This window comes from Streptomyces luteoverticillatus, assembly GCF_003970715.1.
Taxonomy (GTDB): domain Bacteria; phylum Actinomycetota; class Actinomycetes; order Streptomycetales; family Streptomycetaceae; genus Streptomyces; species Streptomyces abikoensis.
Genome location: NZ_CP034587.1, coordinates 5,996,074 through 6,015,219, shown reverse-complemented (window position 1 = coordinate 6,015,219; position 19,146 = coordinate 5,996,074). Strand labels below are relative to the sequence as shown.

At 68.9% G+C, this 19,146-nt stretch carries 15 protein-coding genes, 1 tRNA gene and 3 pseudogenes; 10 read left to right on the top strand and 9 right to left on the bottom strand.

Features of this window, described 5'->3' with window-relative positions:
- Positions 1 to 37 precede the first annotated feature (37 nt).
- The 6 genes and pseudogenes from EKH77_RS26815 to EKH77_RS26795 form a co-directional block, all read right to left on the bottom strand.
- A complete protein-coding gene (locus tag EKH77_RS26815) occupies positions 38 to 919 on the bottom strand; it encodes a DUF5655 domain-containing protein (protein WP_126916843.1) in 882 nt (293 codons plus the stop codon).
- Between the two features lie 169 nt (positions 920 to 1,088).
- Positions 1,089 to 1,421, bottom strand: coding sequence for a hypothetical protein (locus tag EKH77_RS34830; RefSeq protein WP_430981045.1), 333 nt, complete (start codon positions 1,419 to 1,421; stop codon positions 1,089 to 1,091).
- Positions 1,373 to 2,498: pseudogene (locus tag EKH77_RS26810) on the bottom strand (transposase); the annotation flags it as partial. The gene EKH77_RS34830 and the pseudogene EKH77_RS26810, both read right to left, overlap by 49 nt.
- A gap of 138 nt (positions 2,499 to 2,636) precedes the next feature.
- Positions 2,637 to 2,963, bottom strand: a complete 327-nt coding sequence (locus tag EKH77_RS26805) for an FKBP-type peptidyl-prolyl cis-trans isomerase (RefSeq protein WP_126916842.1) — start codon at positions 2,961 to 2,963, stop codon at positions 2,637 to 2,639.
- A gap of 498 nt (positions 2,964 to 3,461) precedes the next feature.
- On the bottom strand, positions 3,462 to 4,151 hold the full coding sequence (locus tag EKH77_RS26800) for an oxygenase MpaB family protein (RefSeq protein ID WP_240667549.1): 690 nt from the start codon (positions 4,149 to 4,151) through the stop codon (positions 3,462 to 3,464).
- 9 nt (positions 4,152 to 4,160) lie between these two features.
- Entirely contained in the window at positions 4,161 to 4,757 is a 597-nt protein-coding gene (locus EKH77_RS26795) for a squalene/phytoene synthase family protein (protein WP_276319264.1), read from the bottom strand.
- A 276-nt stretch (positions 4,758 to 5,033) separates the two neighbouring features.
- Between EKH77_RS26795 and EKH77_RS26790 the strand changes: the two are divergent.
- Both EKH77_RS26790 and EKH77_RS26785 read left to right on the top strand, forming a co-directional pair.
- Positions 5,034 to 5,445: pseudogene (locus EKH77_RS26790) on the top strand (transposase); the annotation flags it as partial.
- Positions 5,446 to 5,714: 269 nt separating this feature from the next.
- Positions 5,715 to 6,206: a peptidylprolyl isomerase gene (locus EKH77_RS26785; protein WP_126916840.1), complete on the top strand. Its 492-nt coding sequence runs from the start codon at positions 5,715 to 5,717 to the stop codon at positions 6,204 to 6,206.
- 335 nt (positions 6,207 to 6,541) lie between these two features.
- Here the strand turns inward: EKH77_RS26785 and EKH77_RS26780 are convergent, their stop codons facing one another.
- On the bottom strand, positions 6,542 to 8,233 hold the full coding sequence (locus EKH77_RS26780) for an ISAzo13 family transposase (protein ID WP_276319241.1): 1,692 nt from the start codon (positions 8,231 to 8,233) through the stop codon (positions 6,542 to 6,544).
- On the opposite strand from EKH77_RS26780, the pseudogene EKH77_RS34005 reads away from it, so the two are divergent.
- The 4 genes and pseudogenes from EKH77_RS34005 to EKH77_RS26765 form a co-directional block, all read left to right on the top strand.
- A pseudogene (locus EKH77_RS34005) lies at positions 8,128 to 8,790 on the top strand (hypothetical protein); the annotation flags it as partial. The gene EKH77_RS26780 and the pseudogene EKH77_RS34005 sit on opposite strands and share 106 nt — an antisense overlap.
- Positions 8,791 to 8,965: 175 nt before the next feature.
- Positions 8,966 to 9,349 carry a transposase gene (locus tag EKH77_RS34000; RefSeq protein WP_240667548.1) on the top strand — a complete coding sequence of 128 codons (384 nt, stop codon included), beginning with the start codon at positions 8,966 to 8,968 and terminating at the stop codon, positions 9,347 to 9,349.
- 339 nt (positions 9,350 to 9,688) lie between these two features.
- Entirely contained in the window at positions 9,689 to 9,952 is a 264-nt protein-coding gene (locus EKH77_RS26770; RefSeq protein ID WP_126916839.1) for a helix-turn-helix transcriptional regulator, read from the top strand.
- Positions 9,952 to 11,193, top strand: a complete 1,242-nt coding sequence (locus tag EKH77_RS26765) for a tyrosine-type recombinase/integrase (RefSeq protein ID WP_126916838.1) — start codon at positions 9,952 to 9,954, stop codon at positions 11,191 to 11,193. Before EKH77_RS26770 ends, EKH77_RS26765 begins: the two co-directional genes overlap by 1 nt.
- 61 nt (positions 11,194 to 11,254) lie before the next feature.
- Here the strand turns inward: EKH77_RS26765 and EKH77_RS26760 are convergent.
- Positions 11,255 to 11,328 (bottom strand) — tRNA-Pro (locus tag EKH77_RS26760).
- 285 nt (positions 11,329 to 11,613) lie between these two features.
- Between EKH77_RS26760 and EKH77_RS26755 the strand changes: the two genes are divergently transcribed.
- Complete coding sequence (locus EKH77_RS26755) at positions 11,614 to 14,949, top strand: amidohydrolase family protein (RefSeq protein ID WP_126916837.1); 3,336 nt, start codon at positions 11,614 to 11,616, stop codon at positions 14,947 to 14,949.
- 82 nt (positions 14,950 to 15,031) lie between these two features.
- On the opposite strand, the gene EKH77_RS26750 is transcribed toward EKH77_RS26755, so the two are convergent.
- Positions 15,032 to 15,928 (bottom strand): chitosanase, encoded by an 897-nt coding sequence (locus EKH77_RS26750; RefSeq protein ID WP_276319240.1) that lies wholly within the window; start codon positions 15,926 to 15,928, stop codon positions 15,032 to 15,034.
- A gap of 297 nt (positions 15,929 to 16,225) precedes the next feature.
- On the opposite strand from EKH77_RS26750, the gene EKH77_RS26745 reads away from it, so the two are divergent.
- From EKH77_RS26745 to EKH77_RS26735, 3 genes are read left to right on the top strand one after another with little or no spacing between them, the layout of a single operon-like run.
- Positions 16,226 to 16,927: a hypothetical protein gene (locus tag EKH77_RS26745; protein WP_126916836.1), complete on the top strand. Its 702-nt coding sequence runs from the start codon at positions 16,226 to 16,228 to the stop codon at positions 16,925 to 16,927.
- 57 nt (positions 16,928 to 16,984) lie between these two features.
- Entirely contained in the window at positions 16,985 to 17,995 is a 1,011-nt protein-coding gene (locus EKH77_RS26740) for a hypothetical protein (RefSeq protein WP_126916835.1), read from the top strand.
- Between the two features lie 38 nt (positions 17,996 to 18,033).
- Positions 18,034 to 19,137: an HBL/NHE enterotoxin family protein gene (locus EKH77_RS26735; protein ID WP_126916834.1), complete on the top strand. Its 1,104-nt coding sequence runs from the start codon at positions 18,034 to 18,036 to the stop codon at positions 19,135 to 19,137.
- The last annotated feature ends 9 nt before the right edge of the window (positions 19,138 to 19,146 follow it).

Sequence of the window (19,146 nt, the reverse complement as noted above, 5' to 3'; positions counted from 1 at the left end):
ACCATCCGCCACCGCCACGCGTGGGATCGCGCACCAATTACGCGCCTGCATACCCGAGACGGAAAAGAGGGACGGCCCGTTCGAGGTCCTTCTCCGTACGAAGGCGCACCTCCAACGGGCCCGTACCGTGATGCCCGACATTCGTCACATCACGAGTGAAACCGGGGATCAGATCCACCTTGCCCGGGTCAGCATTCAGATAGATAAGGACATGCTGCTTATGCATGCGGCTGACACAGGCGAAATTCCGCAGTCTCCGGTAGGCGCGATATTGCTTACGGTCCACGTGGGTCACGTCATCGCCGAGGGAGACCAAGACCTCGCCGACGGCCGATCTCAGCTCTTCGGCCACACCACCGAAGTGCCGACCTGGACGAGCACCGACCCGCCGAGGACGCGGCTGGCGTTCCCGTCCCGTGACGGAGGCGACCGGCTCAAGCGCGAGCAGGTCACCGCCGAAGTACCGGTAGCGGACCAGGTCGATCGTGCGCTGGATCTCCCCGATGGCATGGGCGTCGTAGCGTGTGAAGTCCTCAGCGATGCAGATCAGCCTGGGATCGTTCCACAGCACCTGGGCCGCGGCGGCTGCGCCGAGGCGCTCGCGGACCAGGTGCTGGAACTCGGCCTTGTGGTCAATCAGCCACGACAGGTAGAAGAGCCCCTGGTTGATCACACCTGCATCCTGGCCGCGCTTGTACTCAATGATCACGGGCGCCCCGTTCTCATCAAGCCCGAGGGAGTCGATCCGGCCGCCGTGCCGTGGTCCCGTGCTGTACTCGCTGGCCAGGAAGCGCACGCCGAGGAAGGTCTCCATGTGCTGCTCGACCAGCTCCTGCAGGCATCGCTCGCGCGCTACCGGTCGCGCAGGAATCTCCTCCGCGCCGCCCGCCCCGACGTTGAACAACTTCAGACCTGACACGTCCACCCCTTCTTGCCTCCGCCTGCCTTAACGGCCGACGGAGGCGAGATTGTTTCCCGCTGCATGCTGGCCTGCAATCCGATTGCCGTGAACGTGGGGCAGGCGGTCCCACCGTGCACGCATCCCGCAGGCAGGGCTTCGGCGTAGTCACCTGATCTCCGTTTTGTGATCACGCGAGGCCGAGGAGGGCCAGTGGGCGTCGTGGATCACGGGCGTTGCGGCGGAGGGCGGTGGCGATGTTGGTGACGCCGTTCAGCCTCAGGGCGCCGATGGCGAGGTTCCGCCAGGCGGTCATCGCGCGTGGTGCGTTGCCGGTCCGCGGTTGGGATGCGCCCTCGGCGAAGGTGGTGTCGCGGACGTGGTGCAGGGACTCGATGCTCCACTGGCCGCGGACCAGCTTCGCAAGCTGGGCCGGGGCGGCCTGGTGGGCGGTGAGACTCGTGACCGCGTAGACGTCCACCGGTCGGCCGCCTCCGAACTGCGAAGCCGGGGTTTGGTCCATCCGAGAGTCTGCTTGAACAGGCGAACCGTGTGCTCGATGTCGAAGCGGCGGAGGAAGGACTGCCAGCAGCGGTCCACGTCGTCCTCGGTGGCGCCGTGCCCGACCACCACAACCAGACCGGCTTGTTCACCCCGCCGCTGGGCAGCTTCTCCAAGACCAGGCGGACGACGGTGCCCTCGATGGGAGGCAACGGCCCGTCGTGGTCGAGCCAAGCCGCCCGCCGGGTCAGCCTCGGATGCAGCCGGTCCCACGCCTGTGCGGTCGCTTTCCCGTAAAGCCGGGTGTCGGTGACGGTCACGGCCTGTTTGGCACCCCAGGTGGCAGAGTCGCCGAAGACGAACTCGCCACCGTGCTTGGGCGGCCGGCCCGGGCGGCACACCCGCGGTGGAGTCGACCGCCGCATGACGCGGTCGGAGCGGAGGCGGCCGAGGATCTCGACGGGCAGCTCGCCCAGCAAGTGGGCGATGCGGGGTGCGTCGTAGCCGGCGTCCGAGACGACCAGGACCTTCGGATCACCCGGCTTCCACTGGCCGGCGACCACAAGCCGTTCGACTACCTCGCAGATCTGGGCTGTGGTCACCGCGGCGACATCGGCGCCGGGCTCCAGGCGGATCGCATCCAGTACCGCTGTCCAGGACGTGCGGCCGGTCTCCAGTGCGGCGACGATCGAGTAGGGCCGGCCCGGGACCATCTGGTGCTTGCCTTTCCCGCGGCCGAACGTGTGGCAGAAGGACCGGTCAGCGCAGGTGTCGGCGTCCGGCCGCAGCCACGGAGAGACATCTGCGGCCAGAACGATCCGAACATCCGCCGCTTTCGGCAGCGGCATCGCCGGCCAGCGCGCGACGCAGTCGGGCGACGTCGATCCCCCCGGTTCAAGCCACCGTAAAGGGCTCCGTGCCCGCGGCGGTGTTCCGGTGCGAGCGCGAGGTCGACCAGCGTCCGCACCGGCCCGTCCATGCGCAACAACGCATCACACAACTCGAACAACGCGTCGCCCCGAGCAGCCAGGCAGGCGTACAACTCCGTCCGGAAGTGAGACAACCTCACGAATGCTTCCTGCCGGTCCCCCTGCAGCACTCTCGTCTCCACGGCCTCGGTCTGGTCAGGTGCGTCCTTGGTCGGAACACATGATCAGGCCGAGGCCACCCGCGTGTCCGGAATACTCAGGTGAGCGCCCCAGTTCGAGGGACGCTTCGTCTCCGGATGAAGGCAAACTCAGTTGATCTTCAGCAGCTCAACGTCGAAGATGAGTGTGGCGTTGGGCGGGATTATTTTGCCGACGGCACCGCTCCCATAGGCGTAGTCGGGCGTGATGGTCAGCCTCGCGCGCTCACCCAGTGACATCTGGGGTACACCCTCGTCCCAGCCTTTGATCACTTTGCCGATCCCGATCGGAGTCTTGAACGGCTCATTCCTGTCGTGGGACGAGTCGAACTTCTGGCCGTTCGTCAGCACGCCTGTGTAGTGCATCGTGACGGTGTCCCCTTTTTTGGGGAAGTTCACTCCGTCCCCGGGCTCGATGATCTCCCTAGTCACGCCCATGCGACCTGCCTCCGCTCGATGATGAACCTTCGCCGATGCTAGATCTCTTCACGCGGAAGCGACGGCCGACGGGAACGCCGAACGCCCCAGCTCGAGGGATATTTCGACCCTGCCAGATAAACTACAAGCTGAGAGGGAAAGCCGCACTTTGGCTTTGTCGGTGAGTTACGAGAGCGCCTGTTGCCCGGCGCCAAGATGGCTTTCCCCGGGAGAATGATGTCGCCGAGTTTCGAGAGCAGATGAGTGCTTGCTTCGGGACCATGGTTGTGCTCTGCATGGCGAGGGGGCGGGTTGCTGCCGGAGTCCAAGGTTGATCTGTACGCGGCGATCCGCCGTGCTGCCGTCAGGGCCGCGCGAGAGCGTCACACAGTGAAGCGGATTTTCGAACGGCTGCAGGATGAGCACCGCGCGGACGAGATCTCGTATCAGATGGTCCGCGCCGGAGGCGGGCGCTGAGCTCACCGGCTACTTGCTCCGGGGTACAACGGGCGGTGTCGGTCACGGACGCGCCATTAGTGCGTTGGCGGTGTCGGCTTGTCGGCGGGCTTTTGCTGCGGCGGGCAGGTAGCGGTAGCGGCTGGTGAGGAGGCGGTCGATGCGGGCGGTGCGGGCGAAGAACCGACTGGTTCGCCGGGTGTCGGTACTGGTCGAGGCGAGACCCAGTCGGTCGAGATAGGCCGGGGGCAGGGTGGGGACGGTGACCCGGACCGCATAGCGTGCGATGGGCGGCCAGGCGACTCGCCACAGCAGGGCGGGCACCAAGGGCGGTGGCGGAACGCCGGGCAGGGCAGGGCCCAGGGCGACCACGGCTTCGAAGAGGGTGGCGTGGACCCAGGCGTACGCCTGGGGGTCCAGGGCCCGGTAGGGACGGCCGTGGTGGTCGGTGCCGCGGATGCGCGCGTGCAGGGCTCGCAGCCGGCGGCCCTCGGCAGCGGCCTCGGCCGGCGTGCCGTAGACGAAGCGCAGGGTTGAGGCGAGGGTGCGGGTGAACCGCGGGAAGAAGTCGTCGCGGAAGTCGGAGTGCTCGGCGACGCCGGCACCGACGACGGGGTGGGCGGTCTGCAGAACCAGGGCGCGCAGGCCCACGCTCAGAGTGGCCCACCGGCCCATGCGTTCCCAGGTGACCGAGCCGGGACCGGGCAGGTCGGGGTGGGCGGTGGCCGCTGTGGAGCGGGATGGTGTTGTCATGGCGCGCCGTCAGGCAAAGACGGGGGTGCGGGCGGAGGCCAGTAGGCGCAGGCAGGTGAGCGGGTCGTCGCGCACTGGGGTGCGGGCGATGGTCACCCCGCGATCGACGACCTGGTTCAGGCGGTGGTGGTACAGGCCGATCAGGCAGCGGACGGAGGGGGCGAACTCAGGGGGGACCTCGTCGAACATGCGGCTCGCCCTCTCCAGGGCTTCCCGGGCGGTGCGCACATGGGCCGTCAGCAACGCGCGTAGGCCCGGCGTATCGACGCCCAGGGCGAGTTCACGGCGGGTGACGCCGTGCCGGTCCAGGTCGGCTGTCGGGAGCGTCATGCGCCCTTCGCGCAGGTCGTCGGCCATGTCGAAGAGGTTGTCGGTGCGCTGGATTCCGTCGGAGAGTACCCGGCAGGTCTGGGCGAAGTCGTGGTCCGGTACCTGGTGGGGGATCAGGCCGGAGGTGATCATGGCACCGGGCCAGGTGACCGCGTCGACGTATGCCTGATAGTCGGCTTCGGTGGTGAATCCGGTGAAGCCGATGTCGATGTGCATGCCTTCCAGTTGGTCGAGAGCCCATTGCGGGGACAGCCCGCAGGTTTGCGCGGTGTGCAGGTAGGCGCAGCATCGGATGCCGGGGGCGTTTGCCCTCTACCGCTTCGCGCACCTGGGCCGACCAGGTGGTCAGGTTACGGGTCTTCCGGTCAGCAGGGGCCCGGTCGTAGACGTCGTCGTTGAAGTGGATCAGTGCGCCGCCCGCGATGAAGTGCGCCTGGTAGTGGGCTGGGGCGGTTGCCCGGATGGCGAGCCAGCCCGTTGTCTCACGGCGGGGCATGTACCGCGCGATGGTCGTGTAGTCGGCCCGCAGTCGCGGGTCGTGCACGCCGGCCTGATGCCACTGGCATCCCGCTCGCAGTCACGCTGACCGGCGGCAACCGCAACGATGTCACCCAGCTCATTCCGCTGCTCGAAGCGGTGCCGTCCGTGCGGGGCAAGCGCGGCCGGCCCCCATGTCGCCCGGACGTCGTGTTCGGCGACCGCGGCTACGACCACGACAAGTACCGCCGCCTCGTCCGCGTGCTTGGGGTGAAGCCACTGATCGCCCGACGGGGCACCGGGCACGGCTCCGGACTCGGTGCCCAACGCTGGGTTGTCGAGCGCGCATTCCGCCCACTTGCACTGGTTCCGCCGCCTGCGGATCCGCTGGGAGATCCGCGACGACATCCACAAAGCTTTCCTCACCCTGGGGTGTGCACTCATCTGCTGGCGCCGCCTGGCAGCAGTTCAACGCCGCCACTCATAGGCGCCTGGTGACGTTTCGAGGACCTCGCGCGGCCACTCCTGCCGGACATGCCCGAGCAGCCTCCGCTGCTCGTCTATCACCCCTCCCCAAGGCACAAGGGACGGAACACAGGGACGCAAAAGTCGCTCACTTCTTCGGGGGGCGAAATGGTGTTCGCTTCGAACGGCGAATGAGTGCGCCAATTGCTGAGCCCTTGGCCATGGCTGCTCAACGGATCGCCATAGGCGAGGTGCCTCAGGAAGAGCAGCTAATCGTGTCAGGATGGCGCCATGAACAACGTCTACTTCGACATCATCATGCCCAGGCGGGACGCTGAGCGCGTCGTGTTCAAGCTGTACGACGACGTGGTCCCCAAGACCGCTCGCAACTTCCGCGAGCTGGCCACCGGCCAGCACGGCTTCGGCTACGCCGGGTCGTCCTTCCACCGCATCATCCCCGAGTTCATGCTGCAGGGCGGCGACTTCACCAAAGGCAACGGGACCGGCGGCAAGAGCATCTACGGGGAGACGTTCGACGACGAGAACCTCACCCTCAAGCACAACAAGGTGGGCCTCCTGTCGATGGCCAACAGAGGAAAGAACACCAACGGCTCCCAGTTCTACATCACCACCGTGAGTGCGTCGTGGCTGGACGGCAAGCACGTCGTGTTCGGGGAGGTCGTCGAAGGCTACGATACGGTCAAGACGATCGAGAGTTTCGGCTCGTCCAGCGGGACCCCCAGAGAAAAGGTCACCATCGCCCAGTCCGGGATCGTCAAGTAACACGCCTACAGGCCCGGAGAGCTCCGCAAACGTATCCCCTGAGCGCGTCGGCTGACGAAACCCGCCAACTGGCGCACTCCATCAATTCGGCCTCCTGATCCCCGAGCCCACCCTCGGGCCGAGATCAAGATCGGCTACGCGCGCGTCCACCACCAGGAAGAACCTGGAGCGCCAACCTTCGGCAACAGCGGTTCGGCCACCGCCCGTAGATTGTCACCAATCTCCACAGCTTCGACCGAGCTACCCCAGCCCCATAGCGTGATCAACTTGACGCAGAGTCGGATTCAACCACCCCAGTGGTCATTCTGTTAGAGGTTCTTAGGGCTTGCAGAGAATCAACATGCTGACTTGATCTCGCTTTGGGTGGGGTGGGGGGCAAGGAACGTGGTGATGTCGGCGGGTGTGCGGAACCGGGCGGTGGAGGCGTTGATGTGATGTCCGTGCGTTTCCAGGAGGGGGCGGACTTCCTGGTTCGCGCGGCTGATGGTCATGGCGGTGACGCCGAAGAGCTGACCGAGGAGGTCCATGGTGGCGAGCTTGCGCTGGTGGAGCACGGTGGCCAGGATTCGGTCGGCTGGGGTGAGCTTGGCTTTGGCGCCTGTGCCGGGGGCCACCAGGCGCTCGTGTCCCCGGCGGATGCGGAGTGTTCGCTCACGCTGCAGTTCCAGCTGGGGCATTAGGGCATCGATCAGCTCGCTGAGCTGCTGGCGGGGCATCCCGGTCAGTTCCGGGTCCTGTAGTGAATGCAGCGTCAGGCCAGGGTTTGTGCCCGCCGATGCCTGGTCTGCTGCTGTGCTGCTGACCGGGGTCGCTTCCAGGGGCAGCTGAGGGCGAAGGGTGTAGTTCCAGTCGCCGTGGAAGCGGTGGCGTGTGATCGGCAAGGCGGCGATGGCCTCGTCGCTGATGTGGATGCCGGTGGGGTACTGGCCGGTGTCGAGTTCGGCGTGCACGGTCAAGCCGGTGCGGGTGGTGGTTGCGGCGATGCTCTGGAGGACGACTTCGTGGCTGGTCAGGGGCCTGCCGCGCCAGTTCATGGTGATGTGGGAGAAGAGCCGGTGCTCGATCTTGTTCCACTTCGATGTGCCGGGAGGCAGGTGGCAGACGGTGATGTCCAGGCCGGTCTCGGCGGCGAGGGCTGCGAGTCCGGTCTTCCAGCCTCGGGTGCGGTAGCCGTTGGAGCCTCCGGCGTCGGCGGTGATCATCAATCGCCGTGCTCCTGGGTAGTCGTGCCGGCCGCGGGCCTGCCACCATCGGCGGATGGAGGCGACCGCGAAAGCGGCGGTGTCGTGGTCGGTGCCGACGTTGACCCAGCCGGTGTTCGCGGTCATGTCGTAGATTCCGTACGGGATCGCCTTGTCGGCCTGGCCAGGGAAGTCGTGGGTTTTGACCATCACTGGCTCGCCGGCGGGCTGCCACGAACGTCCGGCGTTCTTGTACTGCCCGACCAGCTCTTTCTTCTTGGTGTCCACGCTGATGACCGGGTCTCCGGTGTCCCTGTGGTCGCGCGCCTGCTCGTTGAGGTAGCGGAACTGGGCGTCCCGGTCCGGGTGCTGCGTGCCCTCGATGGTCTTGGCGTTGGCCTGCAGGCTGAAGCCTTCCTCGCGCAGCAGGTCACCGACCGTGTCGGCTGAGGCACGGTGGCCCTGGCGGGTGAGCTCGGCGGCGAGCGTTCTCGTGGACTTCACCGTCCAGCGCAACGGCGACATCGGATCACCCCGCATATCGGGCTCGACCAGGGCCAGCAGCGCGGGCCGCAGGCCCGGGTCCAGCTCGGCCGCTTTCTTCCGGCCTCCGCCCGGCCGGCGGACCCGGCCCAGCCGGGCCTCGCCCGTCTCCAGCTCGTTGACACCCTTGCGGACCGTGGTCTCACTGGCCCGAGCCGCCCGGGCGACAGCCCGTATCCCGCCGTGCCCCAGGATGCGTGCCTCGGCCCCCATCACCAGCCGACGCTGCCGTTCATCCAGATGCGGAAACAACACCGCGAACTTCACAGCAAGTTGTTCACGCGTCGACTCCGGTATGCCCACACCACATCAACGACCGTCGGAGCGTGAAGCAACACGTTGATTCTCTGCAAGCCCTTAAATGGCGTAGGAAGTCCTACCCAACCTTCCACGTGTCCCTCACAGCGTGCGCGGTGCCGGCAGGGGCGACCTCGCTTGCGGCGGTCGGTGAGTGGATCGCCGACGCCCCGTTCCATGTGCTGGAACAGCTCGACGTCCGGCTCGATCCGCTGCTGCCGCGGCGTCTGGCGCCCTCCTGGTCCGCCGTGCGCCGACTGCGGGCCCGCCTCAACGCAGACGCGCTGGACCGGGCGGTCGGCCGCTGGCTCGCCGACCGCCGCCCGCAACCGAGCGGTGGCGCTGACCTGCGCGGAGTGTCGGTGGACGGCAAAAGCCTGCGCGGCGCGGCCAGGACGAAGGGCCGCAAGATCCACCTCCTGGCAGCCATGGAGCACACCAGCGGCCTATCCCTGGCCCAGCTGGACGTCGGCGAGAAAACGAACGAGATCACCTGCCTCCGGCCCCTGCTCGACACCGTCGCCGACCTCGCCGGGACGGTGGTCACCAGCGACGCGCTGCACACCCAACGCGAGCACGCCAGCTACCTCCTCGGCCGGAAGGCCCACTGTCAAGGGCGGCCGGAAGAGTCTCCGCAAGCAGCTCAAGTCGCTTCCTTGGCGGGACATCCCGCTTCTGGGTCGGACGACGGAGACCGGCCACGGGCGCTGCGAGGTCCGCCGGATCAAGGTCGCCACCGTGAACAGGCTGCTGTTCCCCGGCGCCCGCAAGGCCATCCAGATCAAGCGCCGCCGTACCTGCCGCAAGACCGGCAAGACCACCGTCAAGACGATCTACGCCGTCACCAGCCTGACCGCCGAGCAGGCGTCCCCCGCCCGGCTCGCCCGGCTGGTCCGCGACCACTGGGGCATTGAGTCCCTGCACCACCTCCGCGACACCACGTTCGCCGAGGACGCCTCCCCACCGCGGACCGGCAACGCACCCCGGGCGATGGCCACGTGGCGCAACCTCGCCATCGGCATCCTGAAACGCTCCGGCGTCACCAACATCGCTGCCGCCCTCCGCCGCAACGCTCGCGACCCCCAACAACCGCTCGCGCTCCTCGGCCTCGGCCTCGGGTGATCAGAAACCGGGCATCATCCGACTACGCCGAAGCCCTGATCCCGCAGGTCGTCAGTCGGCAGCGCAGCCTCCTGCGGCTGGTGCGCCGCCATCCGAAGCCGTCGCCTCTCCGAGAAGTAGCGCGCGATTTATAGCAGGCATTCGCCGGTTATCCCAACCGACTGCGGTCAAGAAACTGGTCCTGTGCGCGTGTTCTCCGTCAGAGAATGCGCCCCCGTTTGAGTGGACTCTTCCGCGAGGTCGACCCAGTGTTGTGTCTCGCCGGAACCAGCCGATCAGCGATCGGAAACTCTCGCGGAATTCGCCTTGCACAGATCCTCGTTCAACCGCAGGAAGACCATGCCCGACCGCGCTACACCGCACATATCCCCTGCCTCCAGCAAAGAGATTTCGGTCGACTCTCTGACCGCCAGTTGGTACACCACGGAAGAAGTCGCCCGGCTCCTCAAGCGCGATCCCTCCACCCTCCGCCGGTGGCGCACCGCGCGCCCTCCGCAGGGGCCGCCTTTCGTGCAGCTGTCGCAGCGCGCTGTGATGTACAGCGCGCTCGACCTGCAGCAGTGGCTCGTCAGCCGCCGAATCGACCCGGCGCAGGCCGCCTGATGCAGAAGCAGATTCCGCCGATCGGCGTCAAGCTGTCGGTGGACGTGGAATACCGTGAGGGATTCCCCAATCCCCATCGCGCCCGCGTCAGATGGTTCGACCCCGAATCCGGCCAGCGCCTCTCCCGCTCGCGGATGCTGCCCACGGACGACGAAGCCCAGTCCTGGGTTGACCGGATGGAGCGCATCGCGCAGCGCGGCGTGAGTCCCGCCGTGGCGACGATGCCGCTTGCCGAATACGGCGAGTTGGAATGGGACCTGGCCATGCGCGGCCTGGAGCCCAAGACCATGGACCCGTACGGCGCGGGCTGGCGGTTGCGCGTCGTCCCGGCGATCGGGCACCTCGAAGTGCCCGTCATCACCAACGGAGTTGTCGACCGCACCGTCTACGGCTGGATCGCCGACGGTCACGGCCGCTCGACGGTCAAGAACTCCATCGCCCCGCTGAACCGGGTCATGGAGCAGGCCGTCCGCGACGGCATCATCGACGTCAATCCCGCCAAGATCACCGGCTGGCAGAGGACGTACCAGCAGGTCGAGGACGAACTCGACGACCCCCGCTCCCTGGCCCTGCGCGACTGGGACGCCCTCGACGACCTGGCCAACGCCCTCGTCGAGCGTTCCCACGACCAGTACCTGGGCTGGGGCGACGTCGTCCGGTTCTCCGCCTGCACCGCCGCCCGCATCGGCGAGGTCTCCGGCGTCCGCGCCCAGGACATCGACCGCCGCACCTGGACCTGGGAGTGCTGCCGCCAGACCACCCCGGGCCCCGGCGGCCTCATCGACAAGGGCACCAAGGGCAAAAGACGCCGGGCGGTCCCCCTCATCCCCGAGATCCGGCCCATGGTCAGCGCGCGCCTCGACGCCGTCGGGAACGACCCCATGGCCCGGCTCTTCACCGGACCGCGCGGTGGCCGGATCACCACCGCCATCCTGCGGGACGCCACCCACTGGGACGAGGTGGTCGTCCGCCTCGGCTACGAGCACCTGCGCCGCCACGACCTCCGGCACACCGGACTGACGTGGATGGCGGACGCCGGAATCCCCGTGCACGTGCTCCGCGTGATCGCCGGGCACGGTTCGATCACCACCACTCAGCGGTACCTGCACCCCGACCGCCGGTCGATCCACCTGGCCGGCGCCGCCCTCAGCCGCTACCTCACCGACGGCCGCCGAGAGGCCGCTGGTCCCAAACTGGTCCCAGAGCCCGCGCCTGTTCGGCACCTGCGGCTCGTCCGCTGACGCATACGAAAAGAGCCTCTGACCTGCGGTTTCCCGCTGATCAGAGGCTTCTTTCACCGTGTCGGGACGGCGGGATTTGAACCCACGACCCCTTGACCCCCAGTCAAGTGCGCTACCAAGCTGCGCCACGTCCCGGTGCTCGTCCGGCCCGGGCTTTCGCCCTCGCCGACCGCGCATGAGAACAATACCGCACTTCGCGCGGTGCTCGCTCACCCCTTGCGCCGCCCCCCCTCCGGCACGACGCGGGCCCCGCGGGGGTGTGACGTGGGTTACCCGTTCGGATGAAGAATCCCCCGCCCCCGGAGGTCGGCGGTGGGGGGTGCCACGTGGGCACCCCGGGAAACGGGCCTGGCGGGGGTTCGTGATCGGCCCAGGGTGTTGACCCATGGCCTGTGGGGCGTGCAACCATCGGCTTCCGCCATGGGGGCTGCCGCCCCGTGCAACTCCCCCGACCCAGGAGGACAGTTGGACACCACCTTCTCCCGACGCGGTTTTCTTCAGGCGGCGGCCGGTACCGCCGCCGTGGCCGGTGCGGCCGTCGCGCTGCCCGTGGACGCGATAGAAGCGGTGGCGGCCCCACGCGCCAAGGGTGGCGCGCTGTCGTTCACGGCCGCCACCAATGGCGCCGGGTCGCTCGCGCCGGGCGGCGGGCGGCTGGTCGTCGAGGTGCAGAACGTGCTGTGGTCCGTGCCGCGCGAGGGCGGGGAGGCCGTCGCGATCACCCCGGCCGATCTCGAGCCGACCAGACCGGCCTACTCGCCCGACGGGCGGCTGCTGGCCGTCTGCGCCTACCGGGGCGGCGGCTTCCACATCTGGACCCTGCGGCCCGACGGCTCCGGGCTGCGGCAGGTGACGGACGGGCCGTGGGACGACCGGGGACCGGCCTGGTCGCCGGACGGGACGCGGATCGCGTTCGCGTCCGAGCGCGGGGGCGACCCTGTGGCGGGCAGCCCCTACCGGGTGTGGGTGGTCGACGTACGGACGGGCGCGCTGACGCGGATCACCGGGGGCGACGGGCAGGAGGGGCCCGGGCAGGACGGGGCGTGGGAGGACTTCGACCCCGTCTGGTCGCAGGACGGCAAGCGGCTGCTGTTCGTCCGGGGCCAGGTGACCGGGGGCGCGCTCCAGGCCCGTACGGTCGCGTCCGTGGCGGCCGACGGGCGGGGGCCGGTGCGCGTCGAGCGCGCCGAGGGCGCGGCCGGCGCGCAGATCATGACGCCGGCCGTCTCGCCCACCGGGCGGCTGGCCTATCTGCGGACGACGGCCGCGCCCACCGCGACCTGCGTCCTCGTCGTGGACGGGGCCGTCGTGCCCGTCGACGGCGACGTGGAGCCCGTGCCGCCGCGCTGGGTCTCCCGCGACGAGCTGCTGCTGACCGTCGGCGGACAGTTCACGATCATCAGACCCGGCGCCGCCCCCGAGCCGCCCCGGGCACCCGCCGCCGACTCCCTCCCCCACCCCTCCGCCGCCCCCGCGCCCACGCCCCCGGCCGGCGCCCGGGGCGTACCGGCGGCGACCATCCCCTTCCACGCCGAGCTGCCCCTGGACCGGCCCCGCTACGAGGTCAAGCGGTACGACTTCGCGGACACCGGCGCGGTCGTCCGCCGCGTCCGCTCGCTCCATCTGCCCGCCCTCTCCCCCGACGGCCGTCAGGTGGCCTTCGCGGCCCTCAACGCCCTCTGGGTCGCGGAGATCGACAAGGGCGACCGGCCCCGGCAGGTTCTCGCCGCCTCCCCCGGGCGGTACGTCATGGCCCCCACCTGGACCCGCGACGGCCGGGCGCTGATCTTCACGGACGACCGCGACGGGCTCTACGCCGTCCGCCGCCGCGACCTCGCCTCCGGCGAGGAGACCGTGCTGGCCGACGGCGGGCGCGTCCACCCGGCGCTCTCCCCCGACGGCACCCGCCTGGCCTGCGTCGACATGTCCGGCAACCTCATCGTCCGCGATCTGGCGGCGGGCACGGAGAAGCTGCTGGCGGCCCCCATGGGCGCGGGCGGCCTGCCGGGCCGGCCCACCTGGTCGCCCGACGGGCGCTTCGTCGCCCTGTGCGACCGCAACCGCCTCAACCAGCGGTTCCGCGAGGGCTACAACCTGATCAGGGTCGTCGACGCCGACAGCGGAGCCGCCCGGCTGCACGCCCTCGCCCCGCACGCCTCGGTCTCCGACCGCTACGACTCCGGGCCCGTCTGGTCGCCCGACGGCCGCTCGATGGCCGTGATCAACGAATCGGCGCTGTGGCTGCTGCCCGTACGCGCCGACGGCACGCCCGACGGCGAGCCGCGCCGGCTGACCGACGAGGCCGCCGACCACCCCTCCTGGTCCGCCGACGGCCGCCGGATCCTCTACCTGTCCGCCGGGCGGCTGCGGCTGCTGGACGTGGCGGACGGCACCGCCCGCACCGTCCCCGTCGCCCTCGACTACCGCCGCCCCACCCCCGCCGACACCGTCGTGCGCGCGGGCCGCTTCTGGGACGGCACGGGCACGACCGTCCGCGAGGACGTCGACCTGCTCGTCCGCGACGGCCGGATCGCCGCCGTCGAGCCCCGCCGGGCCCGCCGGCCCGCCCTGCGGACCGTCGACGCCTCGCACCAGACCGTGATCCCCGGCCTCTGGGACGCCCACACCCACCCCTGGCAGTACACCTACGGCGGCCGCCAGACCGCCCTCCAGCTGGCCTACGGGATCACCACGGCCGTCTCCCTCGGCGGCTTCGCCTACGAGCAGGCCCGCATCCGCGAGGCCGTGGCGGCCGGCGCGCTGGCCGGGCCGAGGCTGCTGACGGCGGGCGAGCTGCTGGACGGCCCGCGCGTCGCCTACACCATGGGCCGCGCCCACCGCACCGAGGAGGGACTGCGCCGCTCCCTGACCCGCGCGACCGCCCTGGACTGGGACTTCGTCAAGACGTACGTCCGCGCGCCGGGCTGGGTCATGCGCGAGGCGGCCCGATTCGCGCACGAACGGCTCGGGGTGCGCACGGGCAGCCACCTGTGCTCGCCGGGCGTCCAGCTGGGGCAGGACCTCACCACGCACCTCCAGGCGACGCAGCGGCTCGAGTTCGGCCACGCCACGACGGCCACCGGCCGGGCGTACCAGGACCTGACGGAGATCTACACCGGCACCGACTTCCGCATGATCGCCACGATCTTCACCTCCGTCCCCCTGCTCGGCGAGACCCCGGACCTGGCCGAGGACCCCCGCGTCACCGTGCTGATGCCGCCGTGGGACGTGGCGACCGTCCGGCAGACCGCCGCGAAGGCGCCCACGGACGACCAGCTGACCACGCTGCGCCGCGAGATCGACGTCTACCGGAAGGTGCTGTCGGGCGGCGGCGTCGTGGCCCTCGGCACGGACGCCCCGCTCGTCCCCGTCGGCCTCTCCCTCCACCTCGGGCTGCGCGCCCTCCACCGGTACGGGCTGACGCCCGCCCAGGCGCTGCGGACGGCGACGGTGCTGCCGGCGCGGGCGTTCGGGGCGGAACGGGACCTGGGGACGCTGGAGGTCGGCAAGCTCGCCGACGCCACCGTGATCGACGGCGACCCGTTCACGGACTTCGACACGCTCGTGCGGACGGCTTCGGTGCTGCGCGGCGGCGTCCGCTTCGAGCAGCGGGAGCTCGTGGCCTCGTACGAGGGGACGGCCGACCTGGCCCCGCGCCACGGGCGGCTCCACGGGGAGTGGCTCGAGGTCGGGCGGCAACTGCGCCGGGACTCCTGCTGCGACCTGAGCGAGCTGGGCCACCTCGACGGGCACTGATGGACACGGCGGGCGGGCCCGGGGCCTGTCGCCCCGGGCCCGCCCGTACTCCGTGCGGCTACTTGTCGATCTACTTGTCGATCTACTTGTCGATCCGGTACGACTCGCCGTAGACCTTCCACTTCAGCGGCGGCCGGAGGTCGAAGTTGCCCTCGTTGAGGAAGACGCGCTGGGCCGTGTCGACGCGGCTGGTGTCGCTGTGGGCCTCCTCCTTCTTCATGACCTTCTTGCGGGCGTCGAGGAAGGCGTCGAGGTAGGCCTTCTCGTCGCCGCCCTGGGCCGGGGGCTTGGCCTTGGCGAGGGCGGCCTTGCGGATGCCGCCGAAGCTGTCCTTGCCGTCGCCGGGGCCGTGCATGACGATCGCGTCGTAGTAGACGAACTGGCCGAGGGTGCGCAGGCCGTCCGCCTTGGCCTGCTTGACGGACGGGTCGAAGTAGACACGGTCGCGCTCGGCCTCCTGGGCGTCCCGGAACGCCTTGTCCTCGTCGGCCGCCTTCCGCCAGGCCTCCTCGAAGGGCTTGCCGAGCCCGGCGTGCGAGTCGCTGCCGTTGACCTTGCGCAGGGCGGGAAGGTACTTGGCGAGCGGGTTGTCCGGCTTCTTCTTGGTGTAGCGCTCGACGAGCTCGAGCATGTCGCCGGTGCCCGAGGTGAAGCCGATGATGCCGCCGGTGTAGCCCCGGCCGTCGGGGTAGGGCTCGATGTACCGGAACTGTCCCCGCCAGTCCAGCGTGGAGTTCTCCGCGCTGGAGACCAGCCGCATGGCGATGTCCTTCTCGTACGGGTCGTCGAGCGGCGCGCCCGCCACGGCCGCGGCGGGGACCGTGGCGGTATGGACGGGGGACGGCTGCGCCGCCTGGGCCGCCTGGGCCGGGCCGGCCAGGGCGAGGGACGCGGGCAGGGCCATCGCCAGGACCGGTAAGGCGAGGCGGGCGAGGGTCGTATTCGCCGGCATGCGGAACTCCGTTTCGTGCAGGGCCATTGACTGGTGGTTAGGAAAGTTTCCTAACCGACACCGGGCATTGAAGCGGCAGCTCCACTTCACCCGCAAGAGGTCGCCGGTACGGCTGACGCGAATGGCTTGGATGCGCCTCAGCCGGTCGAGGCCCCGTGGACGGTTGCGTGGCCGCCCACGATGCTCGATGCCCGGCGCCGCTCGCGGCCCGGAACGCCGACTCCGCCACCTGCGCGTCAATGGATCGTTGATTGACCATTTGCTCATTTGCGGTGTGCTGTCACCACTCCACACACGGAGAGAACGAGAAGGGGAAGAACCGACATGGCATTTCACATCACTCAGGGAAACCCGAACCCGCTGACCCTGGCGCCGGGAGCCAACGCCTCTTTCACCATCGAGGTGTTCGTCGACGGCCTCCCGGTCGGCCCCGGCGAAACCATCCGCGTGAAACTCCCCCAAGGGCTGACCTTTCCGCCCGGCGGCCAGGTCCGCTATATGAAGATCGACGAAGGTATCAACGAACAACTGATGGACGTGAGCCGCGAACTCGACGGCAGCCTTGTGCGCTTCAAGGCCAAAGCGATCGGCAATCAGCCCGCGGGCTTCTACTCCGTCAACGTCCAAGCGCTGCCGGACGCCGCGGCGGGCCCCCGGACCGGCCCGGACGGCCTCGTCATCGGCACCACCACGGCGGCCTTGAACTTCCACATCGGCGCCCAGCAGCCACCGCGGCCGGTGGAGCGGCGGGTGCACGGAACCGTCGACGCGAACCGAAACATCATCTCCGGCGACGGCTTCGTCGTGAAGCCGGGTCTGACGGGGGTGCACAGGGTCGTCTTCACCGAGGCATTCGTTTCTCCGCCGACCGTCCTGGCCACTTTACGGAAGGGCGGTGAGCGGGGAACCCTCTCGGTCGAAAGCGTCGACACGGGCATGTTCGACGTGCGCACCGCGACCAACGGTGTCTGGACCTCTCTGGGGTTCTCCTTCATGGCGGTGGGCCTCGCGGCGCCGAATCCGTAACCGCCTCTCCGGGAAAACAAAGAAACTCACTGTTTCATTCGACAGTTGGAGGTACGCATGACCTCGTCGTCAGAGGCCGGACCGAGCATCGCGCCGACCGGGTCGCTCGACCCGATCGCGCTGGGGCGCGCCGTGGACAAGCTGGTGACGGCGGCTCTCGCCGCACAGACCTGGAGCCTGGTCGGCGCCGCCGAGGTGGCGGTGGAGACCACGGACAAGAACGAGGCGCAGAACATGCGCACGGCTCAGGAAGAGGTCAGGGACAGCGCTCGCGCCTACCTGGGCACGCAGGTCCCCGGAGTCGTCAAGAGGCTCGTCGATATCCAGAGCGCTGTCGCGCTCTTCCAGAGCATACGGACGCTGGCCGCGACGGCTCCCGAACAGTCGGCCGTCTGCCTCGACGCCGTGACGAAGGACTTCGGAACCTTCCAGCAGATGGCGGACGAGTTCGCCGGCCTGTACGAGGGTTTCTGCGAGCAGGTGAAGGCCCGGGGAGCCGTCCTCGCCGACCGCACGGGTGCCGAGATCAGGAGACTTTCCACGGGCACGGGGAAGATCCCCACCACGTCCCGTGCGCTGAAGGACATGCGGCAGACCGTGCGCAAGGACTTGGACGACGTCATCGAGGCGTCCCACAGGTCCGGGAAGGGGGCGCGGAAGATCCTCGATTCCGTCGCGGACTCCCTCAGGGGAATCGGGATCAAGGCCACTGGTGACCCGGAGGCCGGCGATGTCGGAAGAGCGCTGCAGAAGCTCCGCAAGGACACCGAAAAGCTCGAGACGCTCTACAAGGAACTTGCCGGGCAGCAGGCCGGGTTGCAGACGTTGCTGAAGGTCGACTCGGACTGCGACGCCTATGTGCGCAGTGTGTGCGCTGTCGCGGGGCCGGCCAGAGCCGTCGCCAACATGTGGCAGCAGATGTACGCGGAATACTCGGCGGCCGTGGTGAAGCACACGCGGCCCAGTGACAGTTTCGCGCTGGCCAAGGACATCGACGAGGCCGCCGTCAAGTGGGAATCGCTTCGGGAGCGGACGAAGACACTGAGTGCCGCGATCACCGGAAACTGACGCCCGGATCACCGGGAAACGCAACCGAAGGGAAGAGCATGACCACGGCCATCCAGACGAGCATCGCACAGCAGCAGCAATTGGGAAACGCGGTCGTACAGCAAGGGGGAATGACCGCGATCGTCCAGTCGTACGCGCTGAGCGTGACACAGCAGGCGCGGCTCGACCTGAGCCGTAGCGACAACAGCCAGATAAGGGCGTACGCGGCGGGGATCAACCAGGAACTGGACCGTGCCGCGAACACGGCCAGAACGTACCTCAACAATGTGCAGCCGCAATCCATGGCACTGCTCGCCGAGACCCGCTCGTACTTCGCTCTCCAAGGAGCGTTCGTCGACATTCTCCAGCAGAATTTACCCCCGAACACCGTGGCGCAACTGCTCCGTGCCATCCGGGACGATGTGGGCAGACTCAGGGACAAGGCGCAGCAGCACGCCACGAGCATGCAGGGCATGCGCGACGCCTTCGGGGCCAACGGAAGGGAGTTCGCCTCCTACGCCACCAAGCTGCACTCCGTGGTGGGCGGCGACCAAGGCATCCTCAAACAGCTGGACGACCAGCTGAAGCAGGTGAACGCGCAGATCCAGGCGAACTCCTCCAGGGCGGCGAACGGCTTGGCCATCCTCGGCGGCCTGGCCTTGATAGCCGTCGGCGTGCTCGGCGCGGTGTTCACCGGAGGGCTGTCCCTGGGGCTGGCCATCGGCGGCGGCGCGCTGCTCGTCAAGGGGATGGGGCGCACCAACGGGCAGGCTCTGGCGCAACTCCACGACCAGAGGGGCGAGATCCTCCGGAGGCAGCAGAGGATCCGGGACGAGGTGAAGCTGCTCCAGGCCTGCGAGGCCGGGCTGACCTCTCTGGGGAAGCAGGCGCACGAGGCGGCCGCCGCGGCGCAGAGCGTCGCCAACGGATGGGACAGCCTCAAGGCGTCACTGGGATCCGTCGCGGATTATGTCGACAGAGGCAGCCAGACAAACGTCGCTGTCCTGCGAGAGCTCTACCTGAGGGCTGCCGACGGGGTCACGCCCGACATCCTCAACAAGGTGTCCGCCATGGAGAACAACCTGACCACCGCACAGGTGGTGACGAATTCCAGCGCACCCACGAGCCAGATCATCCAGACCCAGCTCCTCCAGTACGCGTGATCGCCACGT

Bases quoted from the DNA above. Each gene is read 5' to 3' on its own strand.
- EKH77_RS34830 (WP_430981045.1), bottom strand. From the start codon at position 1,421: ATGGACCAAACCCCGGCTTCGCAGTTCGGAGGCGGCCGACCGGTGGAC.
- EKH77_RS26755 (WP_126916837.1), top strand. From the start codon at position 11,614: ATGGGGGCTGCCGCCCCGTGCAACTCCCCCGACCCAGGAGGACAGTTG.
- EKH77_RS26785 (WP_126916840.1), top strand. From the start codon at position 5,715: ATGAACAACGTCTACTTCGACATCATCATGCCCAGGCGGGACGCTGAG.
- EKH77_RS26745 (WP_126916836.1), top strand. From the start codon at position 16,226: ATGGCATTTCACATCACTCAGGGAAACCCGAACCCGCTGACCCTGGCG.
- EKH77_RS26800 (WP_240667549.1), bottom strand. From the start codon at position 4,151: ATGACAACACCATCCCGCTCCACAGCGGCCACCGCCCACCCCGACCTG.
- EKH77_RS26765 (WP_126916838.1), top strand. From the start codon at position 9,952: ATGCAGAAGCAGATTCCGCCGATCGGCGTCAAGCTGTCGGTGGACGTG.
- EKH77_RS26770 (WP_126916839.1), top strand. From the start codon at position 9,689: ATGCCCGACCGCGCTACACCGCACATATCCCCTGCCTCCAGCAAAGAG.
- EKH77_RS26740 (WP_126916835.1), top strand. From the start codon at position 16,985: ATGACCTCGTCGTCAGAGGCCGGACCGAGCATCGCGCCGACCGGGTCG.
- EKH77_RS26735 (WP_126916834.1), top strand. From the start codon at position 18,034: ATGACCACGGCCATCCAGACGAGCATCGCACAGCAGCAGCAATTGGGA.
- EKH77_RS26750 (WP_276319240.1), bottom strand. From the start codon at position 15,928: ATGGCCCTGCACGAAACGGAGTTCCGCATGCCGGCGAATACGACCCTC.
- EKH77_RS26805 (WP_126916842.1), bottom strand. From the start codon at position 2,963: ATGGGCGTGACTAGGGAGATCATCGAGCCCGGGGACGGAGTGAACTTC.